The 22,130-nt window shown below is 37.5% G+C and carries 21 protein-coding genes and 1 pseudogene; 15 read left to right on the top strand and 7 right to left on the bottom strand.

Going from position 1 to position 22,130, the window contains the following annotated elements:
- Positions 1-28 precede the first annotated feature (28 nt).
- The 12 genes from ASF86_RS06860 to ASF86_RS06805 all read left to right on the top strand — a co-directional run bounded on the left by ASF86_RS06860 (position 29) and on the right by ASF86_RS06805 (position 14,352).
- Positions 29-922, top strand: coding sequence for a Bro-N domain-containing protein (locus ASF86_RS06860; protein ID WP_056480694.1), 894 nt, complete (start codon positions 29-31; stop codon positions 920-922).
- A gap of 107 nt (positions 923-1,029) precedes the next feature.
- On the top strand, positions 1,030-6,159 hold the full coding sequence (locus tag ASF86_RS06855; protein WP_056480693.1) for a tape measure protein: 5,130 nt from the start codon (positions 1,030-1,032) through the stop codon (positions 6,157-6,159).
- Positions 6,160-6,249: 90 nt separating this feature from the next.
- Positions 6,250-6,996, top strand: coding sequence for a hypothetical protein (locus ASF86_RS06850; RefSeq protein WP_056480692.1), 747 nt, complete (start codon positions 6,250-6,252; stop codon positions 6,994-6,996).
- Positions 6,989-7,381: a hypothetical protein gene (locus ASF86_RS06845; RefSeq protein WP_056480691.1), complete on the top strand. Its 393-nt coding sequence runs from the start codon at positions 6,989-6,991 to the stop codon at positions 7,379-7,381. Before ASF86_RS06850 ends, ASF86_RS06845 begins: the two co-directional genes overlap by 8 nt.
- A 61-nt stretch (positions 7,382-7,442) precedes the next feature.
- Complete coding sequence (locus ASF86_RS06840) at positions 7,443-7,841, top strand: hypothetical protein (protein WP_056480690.1); 399 nt, start codon at positions 7,443-7,445, stop codon at positions 7,839-7,841.
- Positions 7,841-8,347: a DUF1833 family protein gene (locus tag ASF86_RS06835; RefSeq protein ID WP_056480689.1), complete on the top strand. Its 507-nt coding sequence runs from the start codon at positions 7,841-7,843 to the stop codon at positions 8,345-8,347. The genes ASF86_RS06840 and ASF86_RS06835 overlap by 1 nt, the downstream gene beginning before the upstream one ends.
- Complete coding sequence (locus ASF86_RS06830) at positions 8,344-8,706, top strand: hypothetical protein (protein WP_056480688.1); 363 nt, start codon at positions 8,344-8,346, stop codon at positions 8,704-8,706. The genes ASF86_RS06835 and ASF86_RS06830 overlap by 4 nt, the downstream gene beginning before the upstream one ends.
- On the top strand, positions 8,699-12,142 hold the full coding sequence (locus tag ASF86_RS06825) for a host specificity factor TipJ family phage tail protein (RefSeq protein WP_056480687.1): 3,444 nt from the start codon (positions 8,699-8,701) through the stop codon (positions 12,140-12,142). The genes ASF86_RS06830 and ASF86_RS06825 overlap by 8 nt, the downstream gene beginning before the upstream one ends.
- A gap of 70 nt (positions 12,143-12,212) precedes the next feature.
- Entirely contained in the window at positions 12,213-12,497 is a 285-nt protein-coding gene (locus ASF86_RS06820; protein WP_005042458.1) for a phage holin, read from the top strand.
- Positions 12,487-12,711: a hypothetical protein gene (locus ASF86_RS06815; RefSeq protein WP_056480686.1), complete on the top strand. Its 225-nt coding sequence runs from the start codon at positions 12,487-12,489 to the stop codon at positions 12,709-12,711. Before ASF86_RS06820 ends, ASF86_RS06815 begins: the two co-directional genes overlap by 11 nt.
- 59 nt (positions 12,712-12,770) lie before the next feature.
- Positions 12,771-13,313, top strand: a complete 543-nt coding sequence (locus tag ASF86_RS06810; RefSeq protein ID WP_056480685.1) for a glycoside hydrolase family 108 protein — start codon at positions 12,771-12,773, stop codon at positions 13,311-13,313.
- Between the two features lie 208 nt (positions 13,314-13,521).
- Positions 13,522-14,352 (top strand): EcsC family protein, encoded by an 831-nt coding sequence (locus tag ASF86_RS06805; protein ID WP_056480684.1) that lies wholly within the window; start codon positions 13,522-13,524, stop codon positions 14,350-14,352.
- A gap of 117 nt (positions 14,353-14,469) precedes the next feature.
- Here the strand turns inward: ASF86_RS06805 and ASF86_RS19620 are convergent, their stop codons facing one another.
- Complete coding sequence (locus tag ASF86_RS19620) at positions 14,470-14,619, bottom strand: hypothetical protein (protein WP_155860157.1); 150 nt, start codon at positions 14,617-14,619, stop codon at positions 14,470-14,472.
- A 99-nt stretch (positions 14,620-14,718) separates the two neighbouring features.
- Positions 14,719-14,905 (bottom strand): annotated as a pseudogene (locus ASF86_RS19125) (DNA polymerase V subunit UmuC); the annotation flags it as partial.
- Positions 14,906-15,011: 106 nt separating this feature from the next.
- Between ASF86_RS19125 and ASF86_RS06800 the strand changes: the two are divergent.
- Positions 15,012-15,794, top strand: coding sequence for a DUF4145 domain-containing protein (locus ASF86_RS06800; protein ID WP_056480683.1), 783 nt, complete (start codon positions 15,012-15,014; stop codon positions 15,792-15,794).
- On the opposite strand, the gene ASF86_RS06795 is transcribed toward ASF86_RS06800, so the two are convergent.
- Both ASF86_RS06795 and ASF86_RS20030 read right to left on the bottom strand, forming a co-directional pair.
- Positions 15,791-16,417, bottom strand: a complete 627-nt coding sequence (locus ASF86_RS06795; protein WP_056480682.1) for an SOS response-associated peptidase family protein — start codon at positions 16,415-16,417, stop codon at positions 15,791-15,793. The two genes, ASF86_RS06800 and ASF86_RS06795, sit on opposite strands and share 4 nt — an antisense overlap.
- Before the next feature lie 14 nt (positions 16,418-16,431).
- Complete coding sequence (locus ASF86_RS20030) at positions 16,432-17,271, bottom strand: hypothetical protein (RefSeq protein ID WP_081407570.1); 840 nt, start codon at positions 17,269-17,271, stop codon at positions 16,432-16,434.
- 522 nt (positions 17,272-17,793) lie between these two features.
- Here ASF86_RS20030 and ASF86_RS06785 point away from each other — a divergent pair.
- Together ASF86_RS06785 and ASF86_RS06780 are read left to right on the top strand one after the other, a co-directional pair.
- A complete protein-coding gene (locus tag ASF86_RS06785) occupies positions 17,794-18,957 on the top strand; it encodes an MFS transporter (protein ID WP_081407569.1) in 1,164 nt (387 codons plus the stop codon).
- 155 nt (positions 18,958-19,112) lie between these two features.
- The gene (locus ASF86_RS06780; protein WP_056480680.1) at positions 19,113-19,616 is read left to right on the top strand and encodes a hypothetical protein; all 504 of its coding nucleotides are present in this window, start codon (positions 19,113-19,115) and stop codon (positions 19,614-19,616) included.
- A gap of 47 nt (positions 19,617-19,663) precedes the next feature.
- Here ASF86_RS06780 and accC read toward each other — a convergent pair whose 3' ends face one another.
- From accC to aroQ, 3 genes are read right to left on the bottom strand one after another with little or no spacing between them, the layout of a single operon-like run.
- The gene (accC, locus tag ASF86_RS06775; protein WP_003652264.1) at positions 19,664-21,034 is read right to left on the bottom strand and encodes an acetyl-CoA carboxylase biotin carboxylase subunit; all 1,371 of its coding nucleotides are present in this window, start codon (positions 21,032-21,034) and stop codon (positions 19,664-19,666) included.
- Between the two features lie 17 nt (positions 21,035-21,051).
- Positions 21,052-21,471: an acetyl-CoA carboxylase biotin carboxyl carrier protein gene (locus ASF86_RS06770; protein WP_003652263.1), complete on the bottom strand. Its 420-nt coding sequence runs from the start codon at positions 21,469-21,471 to the stop codon at positions 21,052-21,054.
- Positions 21,472-21,488: 17 nt separating this feature from the next.
- Positions 21,489-21,944, bottom strand: a complete 456-nt coding sequence (gene aroQ, locus ASF86_RS06765; protein WP_003652261.1) for a type II 3-dehydroquinate dehydratase — start codon at positions 21,942-21,944, stop codon at positions 21,489-21,491.
- Positions 21,945-22,130 lie beyond the last annotated feature (186 nt).

The following is a 22,130-nucleotide window of genomic DNA, read 5'->3' as shown; positions in this document are numbered from 1 at the left end:
AAGTCAACAATTACGAGGTAAGTTAACGATGTCTAGTTTAGCATTAAGCTTTAATGATGTAAATTTTCAACCTGTTCAGCATAATCAGCAAATTTGGCTAACCGCAAGCGAATTAGCTAAAGCATTAGGATATGCCAAAACTGATGCAGTAACTCAGATTTATGAGCGGAACAAAGATGAATTTACTAATGAAATGACAACGACCTTCAATTTGAGGGTAGTTGAAAATATCGAGACCCTCAATTTGAGTGTCTCGAAGAAAGATAAAAACTTACTTAAAACTGTAAGGGTTTTTAATCCAAGAGGGTGTCATCTCATTACTTTCTTTGCCCGTACTTCCGTAGCAAAGCAGTTCAGAAAATGGGTACTTGATGTTCTTGACAAAGAGATTGGGCAACCAGTTGCCAAAACCCACAAATCAGAACGCACTCCACTACATGATGCACATGCTTTACTTGTGGCTAAGACTAAACACCTAAATTCAAGTGATGCATGGAAAATTATCAATCAACGTTTTGGTACAAATAGTATTGATGAAATTCCTTATGACATGATTCCCGTAGCGGTTGAATATGTTCATCATTTGATTGCTATGTACAGTAGTGCAGAGAAGAAGTCACAAGGTTCATTGTTTGATAAAGAAGCATACGAGCTGGTTCGCAAGCTTACTGAAGCAGTCATAATAGAAAATGATGAAATCTTTCCAGTTCTGCTAGCTGTCAAAATGCTTGATATGAAGAAGTTCGCGTATTATTCACACTTAGTAGTGAAAGCGAATGAAGCAGCACGAGATATCTCTCGATTGTTAGATTTCAGGAACCTGCAAAATGAGCCGTTGATCGATGCAGACTGTTCGGTGATAGCCATGTCTAATGGACAGAGATTTCTTGCAAGGCCCAATTGGTTTAACTGCCCAGCTTAGTAATTATATTTAACTTAAACAGAACCTACTCACTGAGTAGGTTTTTTATTACCCAAAATTCATAGCTCACCTCTTGTGGGCTTTTTTATTGCCTAGAGGAAAGTAAAATGACACAAGAATCCCGTCTAGTCATTGTTATTGATTCACAGAATGCTGAACGTAATGTCAAAGCCTTGGCAGAAGAATTGTCAAAATTTACTGCTCGAGGTGATTCCGCTTCTAAATCATCAAAAGATATGGAGAAACAGCTTTCTATTACCAATAACATTGTTCAGAACTTTAATACCACAGTTAATAATTCAAATACTTCAGTTCAAAAAACGGTTGAAGTTACTAAGCAAGCAACTCAACAAAATCATAAATTTGCTCAAGAAATTAAAGCTACAACCAATGAGCTGGATAAACAGGAAAAAGCGGCTAACTCATTTGGCACTTCAATTAAGGCTTTGGCTGGGTATATGGCAGGATTGGTTACGATCAATGCGGCCATTACTAAAATTGATGCTTATACAGGGTTACAAAACCGTTTAAAGCTAGTTACTAAAGACCAGACGGAGCTAAATAAGGCGACTGAAGATACATTTAGGATTGCTCAAAATACCTATTCAACTTGGGATTCAGTTTTACAGGTGTATCAGCGCTTTAGTGACAATTCCAAAACTTTAAATCTAACAATGGACGACACTGCGCGTTTAACTGAAACAGTATCAAAAGCAGTGGCTATTAGTGGAGCAACTGCAGAAGCAGCAGATGCTTCATTGATGCAGTTTGGACAAGCACTCGCAAGCGGTACATTGCGTGGTGAGGAACTGAACTCTGTCATGGAACAAACTCCGGCCTTAGCAAAAGCTATTGCTCAGGGTATGGGAATTACTGTAGGTGAGTTACGTTCAGTTGCAGCTGAAGGAAAAATTACATCACAAGAAATTGTAAAAGCTCTTAGAAATGTAGAGTCTGATGTAGATGCATTATTTAGTAAAACTGATATTACGATCAGCCAGTCATTAACTCTTCTTAATAATGAGATTACTAAATTTGTCGGAGAAGCTAGCCAGGGAAGCGGGGCAGCTCAAGTATTATCTGGTTCAATTAAGGTTCTAGCCGAAAATTTAGAATCAATCTCTTATGTAGCTATTCTGGGTGGTACGGCATTACTAACCAAAGCAATTGCAACACAAGTATCGGCTCTAAATACCAAAGTAGGGTCCTTAGTTGCTGACAATGCTGCTTCACAATTACAAAAGCAAAAGTCGATCGAAAGCGCAAAAGCAGCACTGGCCGAAGCTGAAGCGCATTTGGTGAATGTAAGAGCAACAAATGCCGAAACTCAAGCCAGATTTGGAGCAAGCGCAGCTAGTGCCAGATATGTACTTGCAGCCAAAAATGTTGAGAACGCAACGAAGGCCGTTACGTTAGCTCAAGGTAAAAGCGCTTCAATGGCAGGTTTATTAAGCGGAGCATGGGGATTGATTGGTGGTCCAATTGGGGCAATCACATTAGGTGTGACTGCTTTGGCTGCGACTTACATGTATTTCTCAAGTAAATCTGCTGAAGCTACAGCAAAGCTAAAAGAGCAAGCTGAAGCTGCAAAATTGACTAAGGAAGAAATCAAAGCCCTTAATGATGAACAACGTAAGGAAAAATTAGGGGATTTAGCAGCGACAATTGAAGATCAAAACAAGGCGTTAGAACGGCAAGAAATGGCGGTCGGGTCGGCATTGATCAATATACAGAACTATGCAGTGGGCAATGCTAAAGTTGCTGAAATTTCAAATAAAGCACGACTTGGCACCATTTCTTATACTGAGGCAATTGAGCAATTAAAGGGTGAAAAGATTCCGCCCGATTTACGGGATGCATTGCTTAAACAAGTGAGTGCTTATGATGAAGCAGCAGAAACAGCAGCTAAGACAAAACAAACATATAGCCTGTTTGGTATTGAGGTAACACTTGCAGGAAATAAGGCTGAAAATGCCATTGTCGGAGTTGATAAAAATACCAAGTCCTTAAATGAGAATGAGAGGGCTGCATTAGCTGCAAAAAATGCACAAAAGAAATATGCCGATTCTCTTTATGATCGTGAATATGATGCATATTTTATGAAATTTGCTCTCGCAAAGGGCTTTACCGAAAAACAAGCAGAGGAGCTACTTAAAAGTGCAAATTGGGCGAGAAAGGAGGGTGTTGAATACACCTATCAAATAGCTCAAAAAGGCTTGCAGGTGCTAGATATTGAGGAACAGAACAAGCAAGTAATTGATGCTAAGAATAAAGCATTAAAGGAAACTACAAGTGAGCTATCGAAACAGCAAAAAGTACTATCAGTAAATGCCAAAGTTCAGGCTTTATCTAGTAAATATAATATTTCTGGAAAGGCAGCAGCAGCAGGTATCCCTCAAGGCCTGATTGAGGGCATGATTATGCAGGAAAGTAGGGGAGATACTTATCGTAAAGGCAAATTATTAACATCACCAGTCGGTGCTCAAGGTTTGGCACAATTTATGCCAGCTACAGCCAAACAGTATGGTGTTGATGTTAGAAGTGAAGAATCTAGCGTTAATGGAATGATTAAGTATGTTTCAGACCTTCTTAAACAGTTTGGTGGTGATGTAAATAAGGCCGTTATGGCTTACAACGCTGGTCCAGGTAATGTAAGAAGCGGAAAGGCAGATGGATTTAAAGAAACTAAGCAATATCTTGCAAACGTAAAGTCGTATACAGCTGGAGCAAATGGTTTTAAAGCTGGTGATATTTCATCAAAAGACTTCGATAAACTTATTCAAGACTCCACTAAGCTGGCTGAAGAACAAGCTAATCTCAGGCTTAAGTTAGAAAATGATGTTGCGAATCAAGTAACAAAGATTCGAAATGATCTGGCCAAAAATCTTGAAGATGTTGATAAGGCTAATTTTAGCCCTGAGCGTAAAGCTGAAATTAAAGCAGAGCTGCAAGCACGAGCGGATAATGATATTGCCATTGCTGAGCAAGCAACAAAAACTAAGCTTGATTCATTTCGTGACTTTACTAAGAGCGAAGAACAGCTTTTAAAAGAAAGTTTTGCTAAACGGCAGTTTGATGCTGAACATGATTTAGAGTTGACTAAAGAACAGCGAAAAGAAGCCGTTGATATCTTAGCTCAACAACTAAAACAAGAGATTGCATTAGTAAAATTAGCTCAAGAACGGCGTTTATTACAGGCTCGTATTTTTCTGCTATCTGAAACAGAAGCAATGCAAGAACGTTACAGATTAGAGCGCCTTGAAATCCAAAAAACTGCAAAGGATGAGGAAGAAAGAAGAAAGCGAATTGCTTTATCGAAATCACAAGAGCAGCTTGAAACACTTGATCGGGCGACAAAAGCTGGACAAACATGGGGTGGCGTTCGGGCTGATATGAATGGCACTAGTGAGTTTTATAGACAGGATCAGGAGCGATCTAGTCGTATGAGCTCCGCGACAAATTTTTTCGATAGTCAAATAGGAGTGGTTAATTTAAATGAACAGAATTCACTTGATGCGTTAAATGCACAATTTGAGCAGCAACTCATTAGTCAGCAGGATTTCGAAAATAAGAAAACTGCAATTATTCAGACAGCTCAGGAACAACGAGCATTAATTGCGACTAAATATGCGCAAAGTGTTCAGGAGATAGAGGATAAACACCAACAAGATAGATTGAACTTGCAACTCATGTATGGACAACAAATGATGGGATCACTTACATCGACGTTTGGTTCTATGTTTGGTGAACAATCTAAAGCCTATAAAATCATGTTTGCTGCGAATAAAGCATTTGCTATTGCTCAGTCAATGATTTCAATTCAACAAGGTATCGCACAAGCATCTGCAAATCCATTTCCATACAACTTAGTTGCTATGGCTAGTGTGGCTGCTAGTACAGCAAGTTTGGTTGCAAACATCCGGGCAATTAAAGATCAAGGCTTTGCTAATGGTGGTTTCACCGGATCTGGTGGTAAATACGAACCTGCTGGTATTGTCCATAAAGGCGAGGTGGTCTGGTCGCAAGAAGATATTAAACGTTGGGGTGGTGTTGGATTGGTTGAGAATATGCGTAAGAGCTCAGGCCCTGAAGCATTTATTAATAACCATGCCACTAACAACACTTCAGCAGAAAATGTCTTTAATCGTTCATTCCTAAGCTCAAAAGCTTTTAATGAAAATCAAACTATCTCGAATATTTTTAATCAACCTACTCGAGAGAATCAGATTATCGTTAATGCTTTCAAGCCAAGCAAAGATGCGGTTTCAAGATCGGGTGATGTGCAGAACATTACTAACCAGTACGCTGGGAATAACTCAAGCTTAAGCAAAGTTCTGGATAAATCGATTCAAAGTAGTAAATCCTATATTGCTAATAAATCGAACGTATCTAATTTCTCTAACTCGAAAATTCTAAATAGTTCTGTTTCAAACAGCACAGTTCAGAATGCTCAGAAAGAATTGCTGAAGGAAGTTTCGATCTTCAGAGAACGTGGTAATTCAAGTCCTATTCTTCTGGATCCTTCCAAAGGCTTTGCTGATGGTGGTTATACAGGGAAAGGTAAGAAGTATGATATTGCTGGAGCTGTGCACAAGGGCGAGATTGTCTGGTCTCAGGATGATATTAAAAAATGGGGAGGAGTTGAGAAAGTTGAACAAATGAGACGGGCCACAAGTCCAGATTCATTTATTTCGAACCATGCTCAATACAATACCAGTTTTGAAAATGTCATGAATCGGGCTAATCAGAGTTCACGGGCATTTAGCCAAAGTAGAGATATTTCGAACATCTTTAATCAGTCTTATCAAGATGATCAGATTATTTATAAAGGTAATGCTAGTGCAGCCAACCCATCTAACATGGCGAACTCAGATCTATTCCATGATGGCAAAGTCTACTTCTCTTCAAATGGTTTAGTCCAAGATAGATCAAATCTTGAAGATGTGCAGGACTTTACCTCAGGGCAATCTCCACGCCCTCAAGCTGAGTTTATGCCTTCTCTTGAGCAATCTTCTCCAACTATCAATTTCAAGATTGAAGTTGTGAATCAGGTTAGCGGTGCAATAGTTGAAGCCGAACAACTGGATGAGAAAACTGTCCGGATCATCGTAAGGGAAGAACTGGATAAGCAACTTCCAAAAGCGGTACCAAGATTAGTAAGCGAGGATATTAAAAATCCAAACTCTCTAATCAGCCGCTCATTGACTGAGAATACAACTGCAAGAAGAAATCGATAGATAATTAAAGAAAATGTCTTAACGGCATTTTCTTTAAAATTATTCAAAGTTTTAGTAGAGTATTGGTTTTACAGTTTTCATTGATTGAAAATGTCTCAACCAGTACCTTTAAAGAAAATAGATGAACTTGTTTTACTTCTTACCGAATTAAAACCAGCAGAAATTCTTAGTGAGTTCAAATATGCTAGATGTAATCGATTACTTAACGAGGCAAAATCCATTACACCTGAGGACTGGTGGCTTATGTGTAAAAGCTTGGTTGAATTATATGCTAATAATTTGATTGTAGCTGACAAATTAGCAAATGAAATTTTTCTGAATTCTAATGACTTAAAAGTATTAAGAAATTTACATTATATTTTTAATCAAACATTTAATTATGTGAAGGCTGTCGAGGTAAATGAAAAAATAATTAATATTTCGAGGAAACTGAATTTAGAATTAAGAGAAACTTTGCCGACTTGGATTGAGCTTGAGTTTTTTTTAAGTGGAAATATTGATAAGTCAGATTTATTTAAACACGATCATGAAATCCATAAAGTATTTTTACATCTCAAATTAATTCAAGATGAATTAGAGATAAGCAAAACATCGTTAATTGCTATTTTAGAAATTGTACATAATATTATTCTTAACAGTGGATCAAAATGCCAATCTGTAGAGTATAGCTATATTGAGGAGGAATTCTTAGTTACTGTATTTATAGACAAAGATTTTAAGACCATTTCTGATCTAAATAAATTGTTAGCGCGGAAATGTTATGCATCTGGGTTACTGGATGAACTGAATAAAGTTTCTTATTTGTTCTTACCATTTGATGAGAGTGTTGATGAGTAATCAGGATACCCTAGACTACTGTAAAGAGATGCTTACCAATGTAAGCAAGATTGAACATATTCAATTAAGGAATATTGTAAGTAGAGCTTACTATTTCACTTTCTATGAATTAATTGACCATGTTGAAAATAGATTGATGTGGCAAGAAACGAATCAGAAAGGTGGGGTACATGTTCGAACTATTAGTCGTTTAAAGGGGTATCCTAATTCGCAAGACAAGAATGAATCTCATGAAGCTGCATTAGAGTTACATTCTAGAATTACTAGTTTAAAAAAACTAAGAACTAAAGCTGATTATAGAATGGAACAAGCAGTTTCAAGGAAAGTAGCAGAATATTCAGTATTTGAATCTGAGCTTATTAGTAAGGAATTAGCTCAGCTATAGTGATTTGAAATTATTTTAAAGCCACCCTTTGAGGTGGTTTTTTATTGCCTGAAGGAAAGTTATGTACAAGTTAAAGCTAAATCCTCAAACAAATGGCTATGGCGTAACACCAGGTGATGATGTAAAGCGTCAGCAGATGGACGGAGGTCGAGGGCGCTATTACATCGATGTAAAACGTAATAGCCATATTGTCGATGTGAACTGGAATTTAAGTAAAACAGATTTCAATAAAATGATGGCTTTCTGGCGTGTATACCAAAGCAAACCAGCATCGTTTTATGCGGATCTGGTCATTGATCAGGGCACACGTCAGCAATACCAATGCAACTTTATTCCCGAGTCTTTCAAGACTAATGAAGTAAATGGAAATCTTTACCGGGTAACCGCTCAGATTGAAGTTGTTCAGAACCAGCCGAACCTTATAGCTGATGCAGCATTGATCAAAGATTGGGAGGTCTAATGGATAACGAATACGCCAAGTTCTTTCTCAATCGTAAAGTCGATATCTATCAACTGGAGTGTATTGAGCTATCACATCCATCTTTTCTAAACACTTATCGTGTCGTTCGTAATGACGATAGAGGTGTCTATGTACAGCACAAAGAAGGGTCAGGCCAGTTCTACTATGAATATTTACCATTAACGATTCAAAGATCCGGAATGTTAGGTGATCTGGACCAGACTTTAACTGTCTCAGTTTCTGGTCTTGGCGATATATTGCCAGATGAGTTTGAGCGTGTGCTGGAAGGTCAATTTGCAGATGTGAAACCTACTGTTAATTATCGGCTCTATAGTTCAGATAACTTGAATACACCAATCCATTATTTGCTTGGCCTTCAACTTGCTGGAGTTTCAATGAACAATAAAGCCGTGACATTTAAAGCTGAATCCCCTCGTTTAAATACTTCCAAAACTGGTGACATTTTTTCATTAGATCGGTTTAGTGGGCTGAAGGGGGCTGTATGAAAAGTCATGATCATTTGCTTGATAAGCAATACGACGAAGAGCACTACAACTGTGTTCACTTTGCACATGAAGCCGCTCTAGATCTATATGGAGTAGATCGGAGTGAAGCTTTGGATTTATTCATGCAACCTAAAGGCCATATCGAATTTAAAGTCTCACGATTAAAACTCTTAAATCCTCTGCCCATGCCCAAGGAAGGCTGCATAGTCGCCTTCCATCCGAGACAAAGAAATAAGCCCCCGCATGTGGGGCTTTTTCGTGGGCAGAAGGTTTTACACCTCATGGAGAGTGGAGTCACTTATTTAGCTGAAGACGTCATTAAAGCAATGGGGTTTAGTCGGGTTAGTTACTATGATTAAGATTATTTATAAACAAGATCCATTATCTGAAGAGAAGACAATTGAACATGCCGAAACTATCGGGCAATGGCTTACTTCAAAATATGAATATCTGCCTGAACATGTCCGTATTTTTCATACATCAAGCAATATGGATCATGCGGAGATCTCTTTTGCCAATGAAGTTACACCGAAGAATGCTTATGACTTAAAGCAGCTTGATTTCTTGCCAGGCACTTTCATTGTGATAGAAAACCCAAAAGGTATGCCTGCGCTTATTGCTGCTATTGTTTCTATTGTTTTAAGTGTGGCGATTGCATTTTTAATGCCCGCGCCGTCAATTGCCCAAACTACTCAGAATAACAACCAATCATCATCTGCAAATAATGAGCTTTCAAATCGCGAAAACAAAATGCGGGTAAATGGCCGTATTGCTGATATTTATGGGGCTGCTTGGGATACGCCCGATTTAATTGCAGTTCCTTACAAAGTCTATGAAAACAACGTTGAAGTTGAACATCTTGTTGGTTGTATTGGGCGTGGCCATTATCACATCAAAGGTGCTTACGATGGTGAAACCAACATTGTTGATATTGCAGGCGCGTCGGTAGAGGTCTTTCGACCAGGTGTCGATATTGTTTCTGGACAGCCTTATTTTTCGCTCGGTAGCGAAATTACTACGCCGCCTTTAACTGTCCAGCACCAAAACTCGGTGAATGGTCAGATCTTGCGACCTGCGGACACTCAAAGTCTGGAAGGCACCAATTATCTTCATTTTGCTTATCCCAATGAGATCCTTCGAGCAGCTGCTAACAATACCGATTTAACGACTAAATTTGTCAGTAATGACCGTGTAGAAATTACTAATGCTTCTTTTACTTATAACGGGCAAACATACGATTTAAACGGCACTTACAGCGTCTTATCCGTTGCTGATGATCGAATGGCTTTGTCTAACCCGGCAGCAGTTAATCCGAACTGGCTAAAGGTAAAAGAACTCACTAACCAGCAAACAGCTGCTGCCTCACCAAAGCTTTCATCTATTGGCGAGAAATGGATCGGCCCGTTTATCCTGGACAATATTGAACGTAATCGCGTCATCTTTAATTTTGTGGCGAATAATGGGCTTTATACAGTCTCTTCAGGAGGCAATCAGGCGGCAGTCAATGTCACGATTGAAGTTGAAGTAACTCCAGTTAATGAGTCTGGCGCAGCTATTGGTAATCCAATGCTAAAGCAGATCATTCTTAAAGGCTCCGCGAAATCACGCCAGACGGTTGGCGCAACGCTGGATATGGTTACATTTCAAGGGCGCTGTAGCGTACGTGCTCGACGTTTAACTCCAACTCCAGCAGTGACGACTGTAGTTGATGAAGTGAAGTGGCAAGCCTTATACGGTGCATTTCCATTGCAAAGCACGATGTATGAACATGAAACGGTTTTTCGTGCACGTACATATGCAACGACTGGAGCTTTATCTGTTAAGTCACGCAAGATCAATTTTGACCTTCAGCGGATGTTGCCCACCTATAAAAATGGAGCAATGACGACAGAATTGTTTCCAACTTCAAGCTTTGCAGATGCACTGGTATCAATGACGCTCGATGACAAGATTGGCCGCCGAACGGTCGATGAGATTGATATTGAAAACATCTATCGTACTTATAACGATATTGTCGATTACTTCGGTACGCCCTTAGCAGCCGAGTTCTGTACGACGATTGATGATACGAATCTTTCATTTGAAGAGCTAGTTACCAACCTTTGTGATGCGGTGTTTTGTACTGCTTATCGTCAGAACAACAAGCTAAAGATCTACTTTGAGCGTCCAACTGATAACTCGGTATTGCTGTTTAACTTCAGGAATATCATCCCAGATAGTTATAAGCATGATCTAACGCTAGGCATGATGGATGACTATGATGGGTTGGTCTATGAATATACGGATCCGGCTGATGATAGCCGTATCAATATTTATTTGCCGGATAAGGGAGCCAAGAACCCTAAAGAGGTTAAATCTGTTGGTGTACGAAATAAATGGCAAGCCCGTTTTAATGCGTATCGGTTGTGGAACAAGCTCCGCTTTCAGCGCAAATCCATTACCTTTGATGCAGCGCCAGAATCGGAATTACTGGTTTTACGTGACCGTATTGCTGTAGCTGATTATCGAAATGGCATCCATCAAAGTGGTGATGTGGTGAAACAAGAGGGCTTAATTCTCACTCTAAGCCATGATGTTGATTTCATAGCAGGCAAAAGTTACGTGATTTATTTACAAATGGGTGATGGTACCGTTGATCTACTTCCTATTACTGCTGGATCTGCTAAGAACAAAGTAGTTTTAGGACGGTTGCCAAATGGCGCTTTAAAGCTGAGTTCCGATGATTTTGTGAATACAATCTATACGGTTGTTAATGACGATACAAAAGACTCATTACCTTATCTGGTAGCTAAAAAAGATCCGGTTGATAAGTTCTCAAATACCGTTACAGCAGTAAATTACGATGTTCGGTATTACCTAAACGATAAAGACTTTATTGACGTACCAATTGATAACTCTCCGATTTACATCCGTTATGACCAGCTCGATATTAATCTTGCACGTTTGTATCAGATGCAAAGAGGTGACTTGCCAACGACTGGAGAAATTAGCTTTATTGTTGAAGCTGGTGCTTTGGTTTCGAGTTCCAGTTCACTTCGACCTGAAACACGAATGGTATATAAGTTTGATTATCATGACAGCCCTGCAAGAAGAGAATTTATTATTCCAGCTGCTCCTGAATTACCAGCGATTGATACAGGAGAGTTTCCTTCTGGTCTTACTGTAAATCTCACGATTAAAGGTTCAGTAGTTGGTCGTGGTGGTGATGGCGGTTTGCCTCATCTTGCTTTTGGTGCGTGGTCTACGGATCCTGATTACAACTTCACCAAAACACGTCGTGATGGATTCCAAGGTGCACCAGGCTTAATGAATCGACATAGCAAATTGAATCTCATTATTGACGGAGGAACTTTGGCTCGAGGTGGCTCTGGAGGCGGGGCTACACCAAGCGGTATTTATACCGAGCTAGGTTATGGAGTGCAGGGTGTTCCTGGAGGAGCCGGTGCACCGTTTGGTCGTGTTATGACTGGTCAGCCGATTTACAATGATACTCAGGATTGGCGCTGGTATCTGGAAGGGGGGTATTTATTAGTAGTAAAAGTTACTGATGCTGAAGCTGAGATATCGGGTAAAGGTTATAGAACGCCAAATGATGGTCGTTATGGACCCCCTTTATCCGGTGATGGCGGAGGCTGGGGACAGCGTGGTACCAAGTCAACGAATGATGGAACATGGAACTGGCAATACCATGGCACAACAGAAGGCCAACCAGGAGCAGGTGGTACGGCAATTATCGGAGTGGAACCTCTTACAACTAAATTGATAAATGGAGGGAAAATCTTACAAACCCTTTAATACTTTGAAAGTACTTAGAGCACCCATTTCGGGTGCTTTTTTATTGCCTATGATCTGGAGGAAGGCATGTATGAACGGTCAAACAAATAGTGTAGTCGAAGCGGCTGCAAGTACGGCTGCCGCGACTGCAACAAAATTTACTTATGGCTATGTAGTAGGAGGCAGCTTGATCGGTGTAATAGGTAAAATTGATTGGGCCGTTGTCTTTTCAATCTTAATCGGTATAGCAACCTACCTAACGAATCTTTATTTCAAAAAGCGAGATGAAAAGCGTAAGGACGAGATTCATGCGCTTCAAACGAAGCAATATGAGCTGACTAAAAAACGTTTAAAAGGTGATAACGATGAGCAGTGAACAAACTAGAGCCTATCTTTCATTTGCTCTTGTAGCATTAATGTTTGTATTGGTGATTGCCTTGTTTTTTGTGGAAATGCCACGTGAAAATAGCACTCAAATCAACACTGCCTTAGGTTTTATTGCAGGGGCTATGTCTATGGCTTGCGGTTATTACTTTGGTAGTTCTGAACTTGAAAAGAAAAAGAAGTCTGAAGATACAAAGCAGCAATAAGCAACACAACTTTCAAGCCACCTTCCGGTGGCTTTTTTTACGTCTAAAGGAAAATTGAAATGAACATTGAACAATATCTTGAAGAACTTATTAAACGTGAAGGTGGGTACGTAAATAATCCAGCGGATCGAGGAGGAGCAACCAAGTACGGCATTACTGAAGCAGTTGCTCGAGCAAATGGTTTTAAGGGCAACATGAAAGATTTGCCGCTTGATGTAGCTAAATCGATTTATCGGAAACAGTATTGGACAGATCCACGATTTGATCAGGTGAATGTAATTAGCTCGTTAGTTGCTGAAGAGATTTTAGACACTGGCGTTAATTGTGGTACTGGATTTACAAAGCCACTTTTACAACGTGCATTGAACTTGCTGAATAACCAAGGTAAAGCTGGTTTTCCTGATCTTGTGATTGATGGTGTCTATGGATCAACAACATTAGGAGCTCTAAAAACCTATTTGGCCAAACGGGGGAAAGACGGAGAGAAAGTGCTTGTTCGAGTTCTTAATATTATGCAAGGGCAGCGTTATATTGAAATATGTGAACGCAATCCCACGCAAGAACAATTCTTTTATGGCTGGATAGCTAATCGAATTTCATAATGAAGATTTATTGTATTGCTGTGCATTCTGCTTTTAGGTTGCACAGCAATATATAGTACATGCGATAAGTAATATTGATATTTACTAAAATATATGTAAGGTAATTATTTGGTATAAGAAAATAGAATAGTATTAAATATAGATAAAATACCTAATACATGTTATCAATACTTTTAACTTAATAAACTTCACTTATATTCTTGCACTTATGAAAATTCAGGAAAATTTACAAGACTACAATGATCTAAAAAAAGCTGTCGAGCTTTTAACTACCCCTAGTATCACTGCTCAAATTTCTAATATAATTGGTAGTCCTATCGAGGGTGCAGTTGAAAAACTTCCAGTAAAATTAAAAAAGTCAATTCAAGGAACTGTTTCATCAGCATTAATAAAATCAATAGATGGTGCTGTAAAAACAATGAATAATAAGCAAATGGAATCCTCAACTATTAAGCATAAACTCTTAGCAGCAAGTACTGGCGCAATAGGGGGTATTTTTGGAGCTCCTGCATTAGTAGTAGAAATTCCAATTTCCATAACCATTATTATGAGAGCCGTTGCAGATATTGCAAGAAGTGAAGGCTTTGATATTACTGATATGGAGACTAAAAGAATGTGCTTAGAGGTCTTTTCTTTTGGTGGACCAACTAAGTCAGATGATGGAACAGATACGGGATATTATTTTACACGTATAGCAATTAATGAAGTTTTAAAATCATTTAACAAGGAGTTTGGCAAAACAGTTTTAAAAGAAGCAATGCTAAAAGGTCTTTCTCCTGCACAAATTGGAGTTTTTATGGCGAAGCTTGTTGAAATAGTCACACAAAAATTTGGTATAGCAATAACTGGAAAGGTTGCTACACAAATTATCCCTGCTGTGGGTGCAATTACTGGTGCCACAATAAATACTCTTTTTATAGACTACTATCAAGATATAGCATTAGGCCATTTTATTATTAAAAGACTTGAAAATAAATATGGCTTTGACTCTATTCAAAATGAATTTAAAATAATAAATGAAAAGTTATCGGTAGATTAATCATTTAATAAATATTATTTGAGAATCTGATTAAATAATTAATCTGTATAACTATATTTTAGCCCTCCTTTGAGGGCTATTTATCTATTTTGAAATAATATTCTTAATTTCAACTATTTATTTTGAAACTTGTTCTAATGAAGAGCTTATTTGACTTGCAGTAGCTGTATCACTTTTACTTTCTGTGTAATCTGAATATCCTTTAAAATATATTTTTGCCAATTCCAGTCTTAAATTTTGAGATTGTTCTTCACTTAGCTCAGCCATATATTTTGGTAATGCTTTTAATTCTAATTGGTTTTTTTAACAGTAAGTTTGTAGACCAACTAGACGAGATCTTTCTCTAATAAAATCAACGAAACACTAATCTATTGAGTAAGGCTCAACTTCTTCTGCGGTTACGTACGAGCTCAGAATTTTATGAAAATGTCTAGACATTTCTGCATACATTGCATAATTGTTTGAAAGTACGATTATCTTGTTTTGCTGAACAATATCTTTGATCTGGAATAGGGGAAACGCCCATTTTTATGCCTAGAGCTATACTAAAATTCAAACTGATTTTGATGAAATACAGGAAATTGATGAATCGTTTATGGATTTTTAATTTTAATTAAGGTTAAACTTTAATTAAATATGTCAATTTAAAATCAATAAATATGAATGCAATCAAGTATCTTAAAAAATTTCATGTCAATGATGAGGTTCCATTTAATTGCCCCATTTGTATAAGATCTTGTCTGGTAATTGATATACAATCTCTTAATAAAGTAGAAAAAGAAAATAGTAAAAAATTGCGCAAATGTGATGAATTTGAGCCTGAATGGATTGAATACTCTTACTCTGTAGTTTATCGATGTACCAATCCTCATTGTTTGGAGGTTGTTCAATCAGTTGGAATAGGCGGTGAAGAGCTTATATATTCTCATGGTGAATATGGTGAGCCAGAAGACGCTTATTATGAAAGCTTCTTTGTTCCTAAGTTTTTCTTGCCAGCTATAAATTATTTTAATATTCCCCAAACTACACCAGGTGAAGTTAAAGGCATTGTTTTATATGCATTTGATTTGACGCCAGTATCTCCTAGTAGTGCAGTAAATAAAATTAGAGCTGCAATAGAAGTCATTTTAACATTGAACAATATCCCGGGAAGAGACTCTCATGATAGGTTCATTTCACTTAATAAAAGAATAAGCTCAATAAATGAATCCCATCCATTGCATCCGATTAAGAGCCAAATGTTAGCAATAAAATGGCTGGGGAATGCTGGAAGTCACGAAGATGATGATATTAAATTAGAAGACTTATTTGATTCATTTGTAATATTAGAAAGGATGTTGAATGTTCTCTATAACAACAATCCAAGAATCAATAGACTTGTCGATCGTGTAATTCTGCATGAAGGACCAATACCTCGTGAAGAACGAAGATCTATTAATTAAATTTGTAAGCGTCTAATAGAGGATGTAGAAAATTCACCGATCGGCATTTCAAAGAAAAATTGATCAGCATCTTCTTTTTTACAGTTCAACCAATCTTCTCGATACTCTTCTGGAATAACAATGATCGATCTTTTCTCATCCTCAGGTTTATGAAACTGGCTCATGAAAGGGTGATTGTCTGCATTGATAGTCAGCATAGCCATAGATCTAACTTGCTGCCCCTCAATTATTGTAGATTCATAAATGGCAGCCACAGTGAATGGCATGCGATCTTCACGATAAATTCCCCAACGTTCTGCTTTCCCGTTCACATATTTGGGTTCATAAATCTTTTCTACAGGTATTAGTGCAAACTGACTTTTAGCCCATGCATGTCTAAAACTATGTAGTGTAGAAACAGTTTCGGTTCTAGCATTATAAGTAAAGCGAGAATATTTAAGGTCATGTTTCCATTTTGGAATCAAACCAAACTTAACAGATCTCCATTCTATATTCCCATTATTGCTAAAAATAAGAGGGCAGTCATAACCAGGATAAATATCCGCTTTATAGTCGAAAGTAGGTTCGAGTAAATCTAAAAGGTGTACCCGATCTTTTGATATAGGCTCATAATTTGCACACATAATTTATCCCATACCTAAACCCTAAGAGAGTTTATACAGCTATTTTGAAGGTCTTTAAGCAGTATTTTTGTTTCATCAACTAGGTTAGATAAAGAAGTGAATTTAGCATAACAATTAAATTCTCCAGTATTTTTATCTTGAATTTCTATTTCTAGCGGTTCGGATAAACAAATATTAACGGGCCCTATTTCATTGGTAAGTTTTATAGGAAAGTCTTCATATGGAAAAAGCTTCTTGAAATTATGGTTTTCATTCTTTAATAAATCAGGTAACTCTTTAACAAGAGACTCAAAATAAACAGAATATGCAGAAATTAATTCTTTAATGTTCTCATCAATAGCATGGCTATAAATTTGAAGTTTAGAAAATTTTTCACCAAAACTTTTATCATATAACTCATTAAATATTTTAATATTTGCATAAGATTTTTGTAAATCTTCCGACACATCCATAGGTTGGTAATGAAAGTATTTTTTATATACAACTAGATACTTATTTATATCTTGCATTGTTTTAATCAAAGCAATCGTATCAATCAAATACAATTCAATAGAATGAGTATCTTTTAAAATATTTGAAGCATATTCTTTCTTTAATTCATAATTTTTCTGAGATTTCCATGAATTAATCAATAGTATTACTACTAAAGGGGAAATTAAAGTGGCTGACCAGACAAACATATTTGATATCACTGAAGGAATGTCTGGCTCAGCTGTTCCAAATATTGTGGTAAGAGCGAGACCAATACATAATGCAAAACACGCTAAAACGATATAAAAAATCAAACTAAGTGAAATAGTTTCTGCTAATTCATTTGGTACTATATTTCTTTTGAAGAGGTTTAATTTTTTCATTTAATAAAATTCTCTAAACTTACTGTATACAATTTCATTATCAAATTCTAAGGATTAAATCAGCTCACCCAACTATCCAAATGATAATCCCGCCATTGTATCATTTCTTTTTGTTTAGCTTATTATCATGCTCATAACTATAAAACTATTTTTTAAATTTAATGACCAGCCTGACTCTTTATAGAAAGGCTGACCATATTTAATTGTGTGCTCGATATAAAAGTAAACCCAATCTTTCATAATTTCACTTTACTAATTTCTTTCTATTAAGAAGCAAAACTTAGCCATGAACTGATAATAATTCAATTCTATCCTATTCAAAATGATAGAATTACTCAGGTTTGAAAGTTGGATGTGTTTAGCTTAAAAAGCATGCAGTCTACAAATTTTTTTAAATTATTTGAAAAATAAATTTGTAGACTGATTTGTAGACTGTTGAATTGCAAAATACAGCATTGTGGTACAAGCGGATGCAACTTTAATTATGATTAACTATTTGAAAATGCAAGATAAAGCAACCGAATGCAACCATTAACAATCACAGCTAGACTGTCAGGATTCTACTTTTTCTATTATTCCATTGTTGGCACATTTATGCCTTACTGGAATTTATATCTTCAAGATCAAGGGTTTAATTATCAAGAAATTGGTGTTTTATCGTCAATTGCTATTGTAACGCGTTTCTTTGCACCATTGGTATGGGGATGGATTGCTGACAAATCTGGTAAGCGAATGCTATTAGTACGGTTGGCGACTTGGATGGAATCATGTATATGGCTGGCTATTTTTATAGTTCCAAATACGTTTCAATCCATTGCTTTACTCATGCTTATTTTTAGTTTCTTTCAAAATGCTATTTTAGCTCAATTTGAAGGGGTTACTTTATTTTGGTTGGGCGATCAAAAAGCTAAACTTTATGGCAAAATCCGTAAGTGGGGATCTGTTGGATTCATTGTGGGTGTTTTCGTTATTGGTGCACTTCTAGAAATAGTACCTATTTCGATGCTTCCGATTTTATTATTAATTATTGCTTCATTGGCATTTATTTGGTCTTTCACAATTCGAGAACCGGATGGTGCGCCTACCTCACAAAAGCTGTTAGAGCCTTTACTTCCCGTACTTAAGCGCCCGACAGTAGCTGCATTTTTTACCATTGAATTTATTTTACTTTTTTCGCATGCGCCTTTTTATAGTTTTTATAGTAATTTTCTAAAATCTTTGAATTTCAGTACAACTGAAATTGGATTTTTATGGGCTATGGGTGTTTGTGCAGAAATTTTTATGTTTTCAATTGCTCCAAAGATTTTTCAACGTTTTTCATGGCGTAGTTTGGTGATTGTGTGTTTACTAGTGACGAGCATACGCTGGATGTTAGTTGCACTATTTTCACATTATTTTGTTGGTCAACTTTTTGCACAGTGTTTACATGCTTTTAGTTTTGGTCTATTTCACTTAATTGCGATGCGAGTTATTTTTCAAAATTTCTCGGCTGGACAACAAGGGCGTGGACAAGCTCTTTACAGCACTATGTGGGGCTTAGGTGTAGCTTTGGGTAGTGTTCTAGCTGGACATTTTTGGAAAATTTTTTCCGGTGAAATTATCTTTATGTGTACCAGCTTGGTTGTACTCTTAGGCTTATGCTTTGTAATGTGGCTTCCTAAACAAATCGACTCTTCAACGGCATAAGCTCGAAATGATGAAAAACAAGGTATTTATATTGAAAAAAGCAAGTAAATATAAAATTGTTTGATGACTTGTTGTAGCACGTTACAGTTGAAAAATATTGTTTTTATATGGTTATGAACCCGTGAATTTGTCAAAAAATATGCTAACTTAAGTTCATGCGTTTAATGATTAATAAATCTATGAAAAATATTTATATTATTGGATTATTGTGGGCTTGTTCTGGTTTAGCTGTGGCAGAAACGGCGACTCAGCAGCCAGCCGAACAACTCGTTCGGACAGCAAATAATCCTAATGCTATACGTATTGTTACGCGTCCTGAAATTATGGGATTATGGGGAATGGAAATTCCAAATAATAAGAAATGTGTGGAATATTATAATTTCCGTAGCAGTAATGATGTAGTGATCAAAAGTGGTCAAGAATGGTCATATGGCTTATATGAATATCAACCGTCAGATGATCCTAAAGAGCAGTTAGCTGCTTTAGTCATGCAAATTAAATTTGATAATAATAAAATGGATTGTTCTGGACAGAAACAAGATCAAACAGGTGATGTTTCTCAATATTTTGTACAGTGGAAAAATGATCATACTATTAACTTCTGTTCAACCGCTAAGGGGGAGCAGTGTTTTGCGACTTTGCGTAGAGTACTACCATAAAGTAATAGATATAAAAAAAGCCTCTTATTTATAAGAGGCTTTTTTTATTATGCAGTTTCAGCTTTCTTCTTTTCTTCCAATTGCTTTAGCAAGTGTTTTTCAAGGTAATGGATGTCCATTGCTTGAGAGCAGAAGCTTTTATCTTGCAAAATAAGATCTTTATGCAGAGGAATATTGGTTTTAATTCCTGTAAGGATCATTTCATCTAAAGCTTGACGCATACGTGCAATTGACGTTTCACGGTCTTTACCATGAGAAATCAGTTTGGCAATCATAGAGTCATAGTAAGGTGGAATGCTATATTCTGGATAGATATGAGAGTCTAAACGAATACCCGCACCGCCTGGCGCATAGAAACTTTCAATTTTACCCGGTGAAGGTAAGAAAGTTGTTGGATCTTCTGCATTGATACGACATTCGATGGCATGTCCTTGAACTTTGATATCTTCTTGTTGAAGTTCTAGTCCTAGCCCGCCTGCAATACGTAGCTGTTGTTCAATAATGTCAACACCAGTCACCATTTCGGTAACAGGGTGCTCTACCTGAACACGAGTGTTCATTTCGATAAAGAAGAATTCACCGTCTTCAAATAAAAATTCAAACGTACCAGCACCGCGATATTGCATTAGCTGACATGCATGAACACACGCTTCTAAAATATCAGCTCGAGCTTGTTCTGGCAGGTTTGGTGCAGGTGCTTCTTCTAGCACTTTTTGGTGACGACGTTGTAATGAACAGTCACGGTCATATAAATGAATCGCATGACCATTACCATCACCAAGAATTTGAACTTCGACATGGCGAGGTTTTTGTAAAAAACGCTCCATGTAAACAGTATCATCACCAAACCACATTTCTGCATCGCGTTGTGCTGCTTGAACTGATTCAAGTAGTGTATCTACACGCTCAACAATACGCATACCACGTCCACCACCACCAGATGCCGCTTTAACAATAAGCGGGAAACCGATTTCTTTCGCTTCAGCTAAGGCATTGTGGATGGTTACAGCATGGTCGCAACCCGGTACAGTAGGTACGCCTGCTTTTTTCATGGCAACAATCGCAGAAACTTTATTCCCCATGAGGCGAATATGTTCTGGACGAGGACCAATAAAAGTAAAGCCTGAACTTTCTACAATTTCAGCAAACTCAGCATTTTCTGAAAGGAAACCATAACCAGGGTGAATGGCATCAGCACCAGTAATTTCTGCAGCAGTAATAATTGCCGGGATATTTAAATAGCTATCACTACTTGCGCCCGGACCAATACATACTGCTTCATCAACAAAACGTAAATGCATCAAATCCTTATCAGCATCTGAATAGATACCAACAGTCTTGATTCCTAATGTTTTGCAAGCCCGGGTAATTCGTAAAGCGATTTCACCACGGTTTGCAATTAAAACTTTTTGCAACATAGACGTCCCCGAGGTAATTACGCGCGATAACGGAATAAAGGTTGACCGAATTGGATAACATCACCATTTTTCACTAAAATTTCTTCAACCACGCCACTTTGAGTTGCTTCAATTGGGTTCATGATTTTCATTGCTTCAATAATACCCAAAGTTTCACCAGCAGATACAGTTTGACCTACTTTAACAAATGGTGCTTCGCCTGGGCTTGGAGCAGCGTAGAACACGCCAACCATTGGAGAAGGTTCAACTGCTCCACGTGGTGTTTTTGCAACTGGTGCTTCTGCAACAGGAGCTGCCGGAAGTGCTACACCAGCCGCAGCAACGACTGGACTACGACGAGTTAAAGCGATTGATTGATCACCTTCTTTAACTTCAATCGCTTGCAAGTCAGACTCAATCATTAAATCGATGAGTTTCTTAATTTTGCGGATATCCATGGGCGACTATTCCTAAACTAGTTTGGGTTAGATGGTTGAATTTTTTCAATGGCGTAATCGAGTGCAAAACTATAGCCTTTTGCACCTAGACCACAAATCACGCCGATTGCTTTATCAGATAAATAAGAATGGTGTCGGAATGCTTCTCGTGCATGAACATTCGACAAATGTACTTCGATAAATGGAATGGCAACGCCAAGTAGAGCATCGCGTAGAGCAACAGAAGTATGAGTGAGGGCGGCAGGATTAATAATAATAAGTTTTACGCCTTCAGTTTGTGCCTGATGAATACGGTCAACAATGGCACCTTCCCAGTTGCTCTGGAAAGTATCTAATGTAATTGATGCGCGTTGAGCTTGGGTAATAAGTTGTTGGTTAATATCACCTAAGGTAAGATGACCATATACTTCTGGTTCGCGTTTTCCCAGCAAATTCAAATTCGGTCCATGAATCACCAAAATGGTCGAACTCATTCAGATTGCTCCAGCTCTAAAGTTGCAAATAGTCTTTGCAAGATGTCTGCAAAGTTTGCTTATTATGGCATATGTTTCTACAATTTTTTTATAATTTGTTTTAATTGTCGCAGAAAGGGTACGCCAAATTCGGCTTATATATTGTAAATTTTGCGATGATTTAGCAATGTTAAAAAATGACAAAAT

This window comes from Acinetobacter sp. Leaf130, assembly GCF_001423205.1.
Lineage (GTDB): Bacteria > Pseudomonadota > Gammaproteobacteria > Pseudomonadales > Moraxellaceae > Acinetobacter > Acinetobacter calcoaceticus.
Note: the sequence above shows the minus strand (reverse complement) of the source record. Positions and strands in the feature narration are given on the sequence as shown.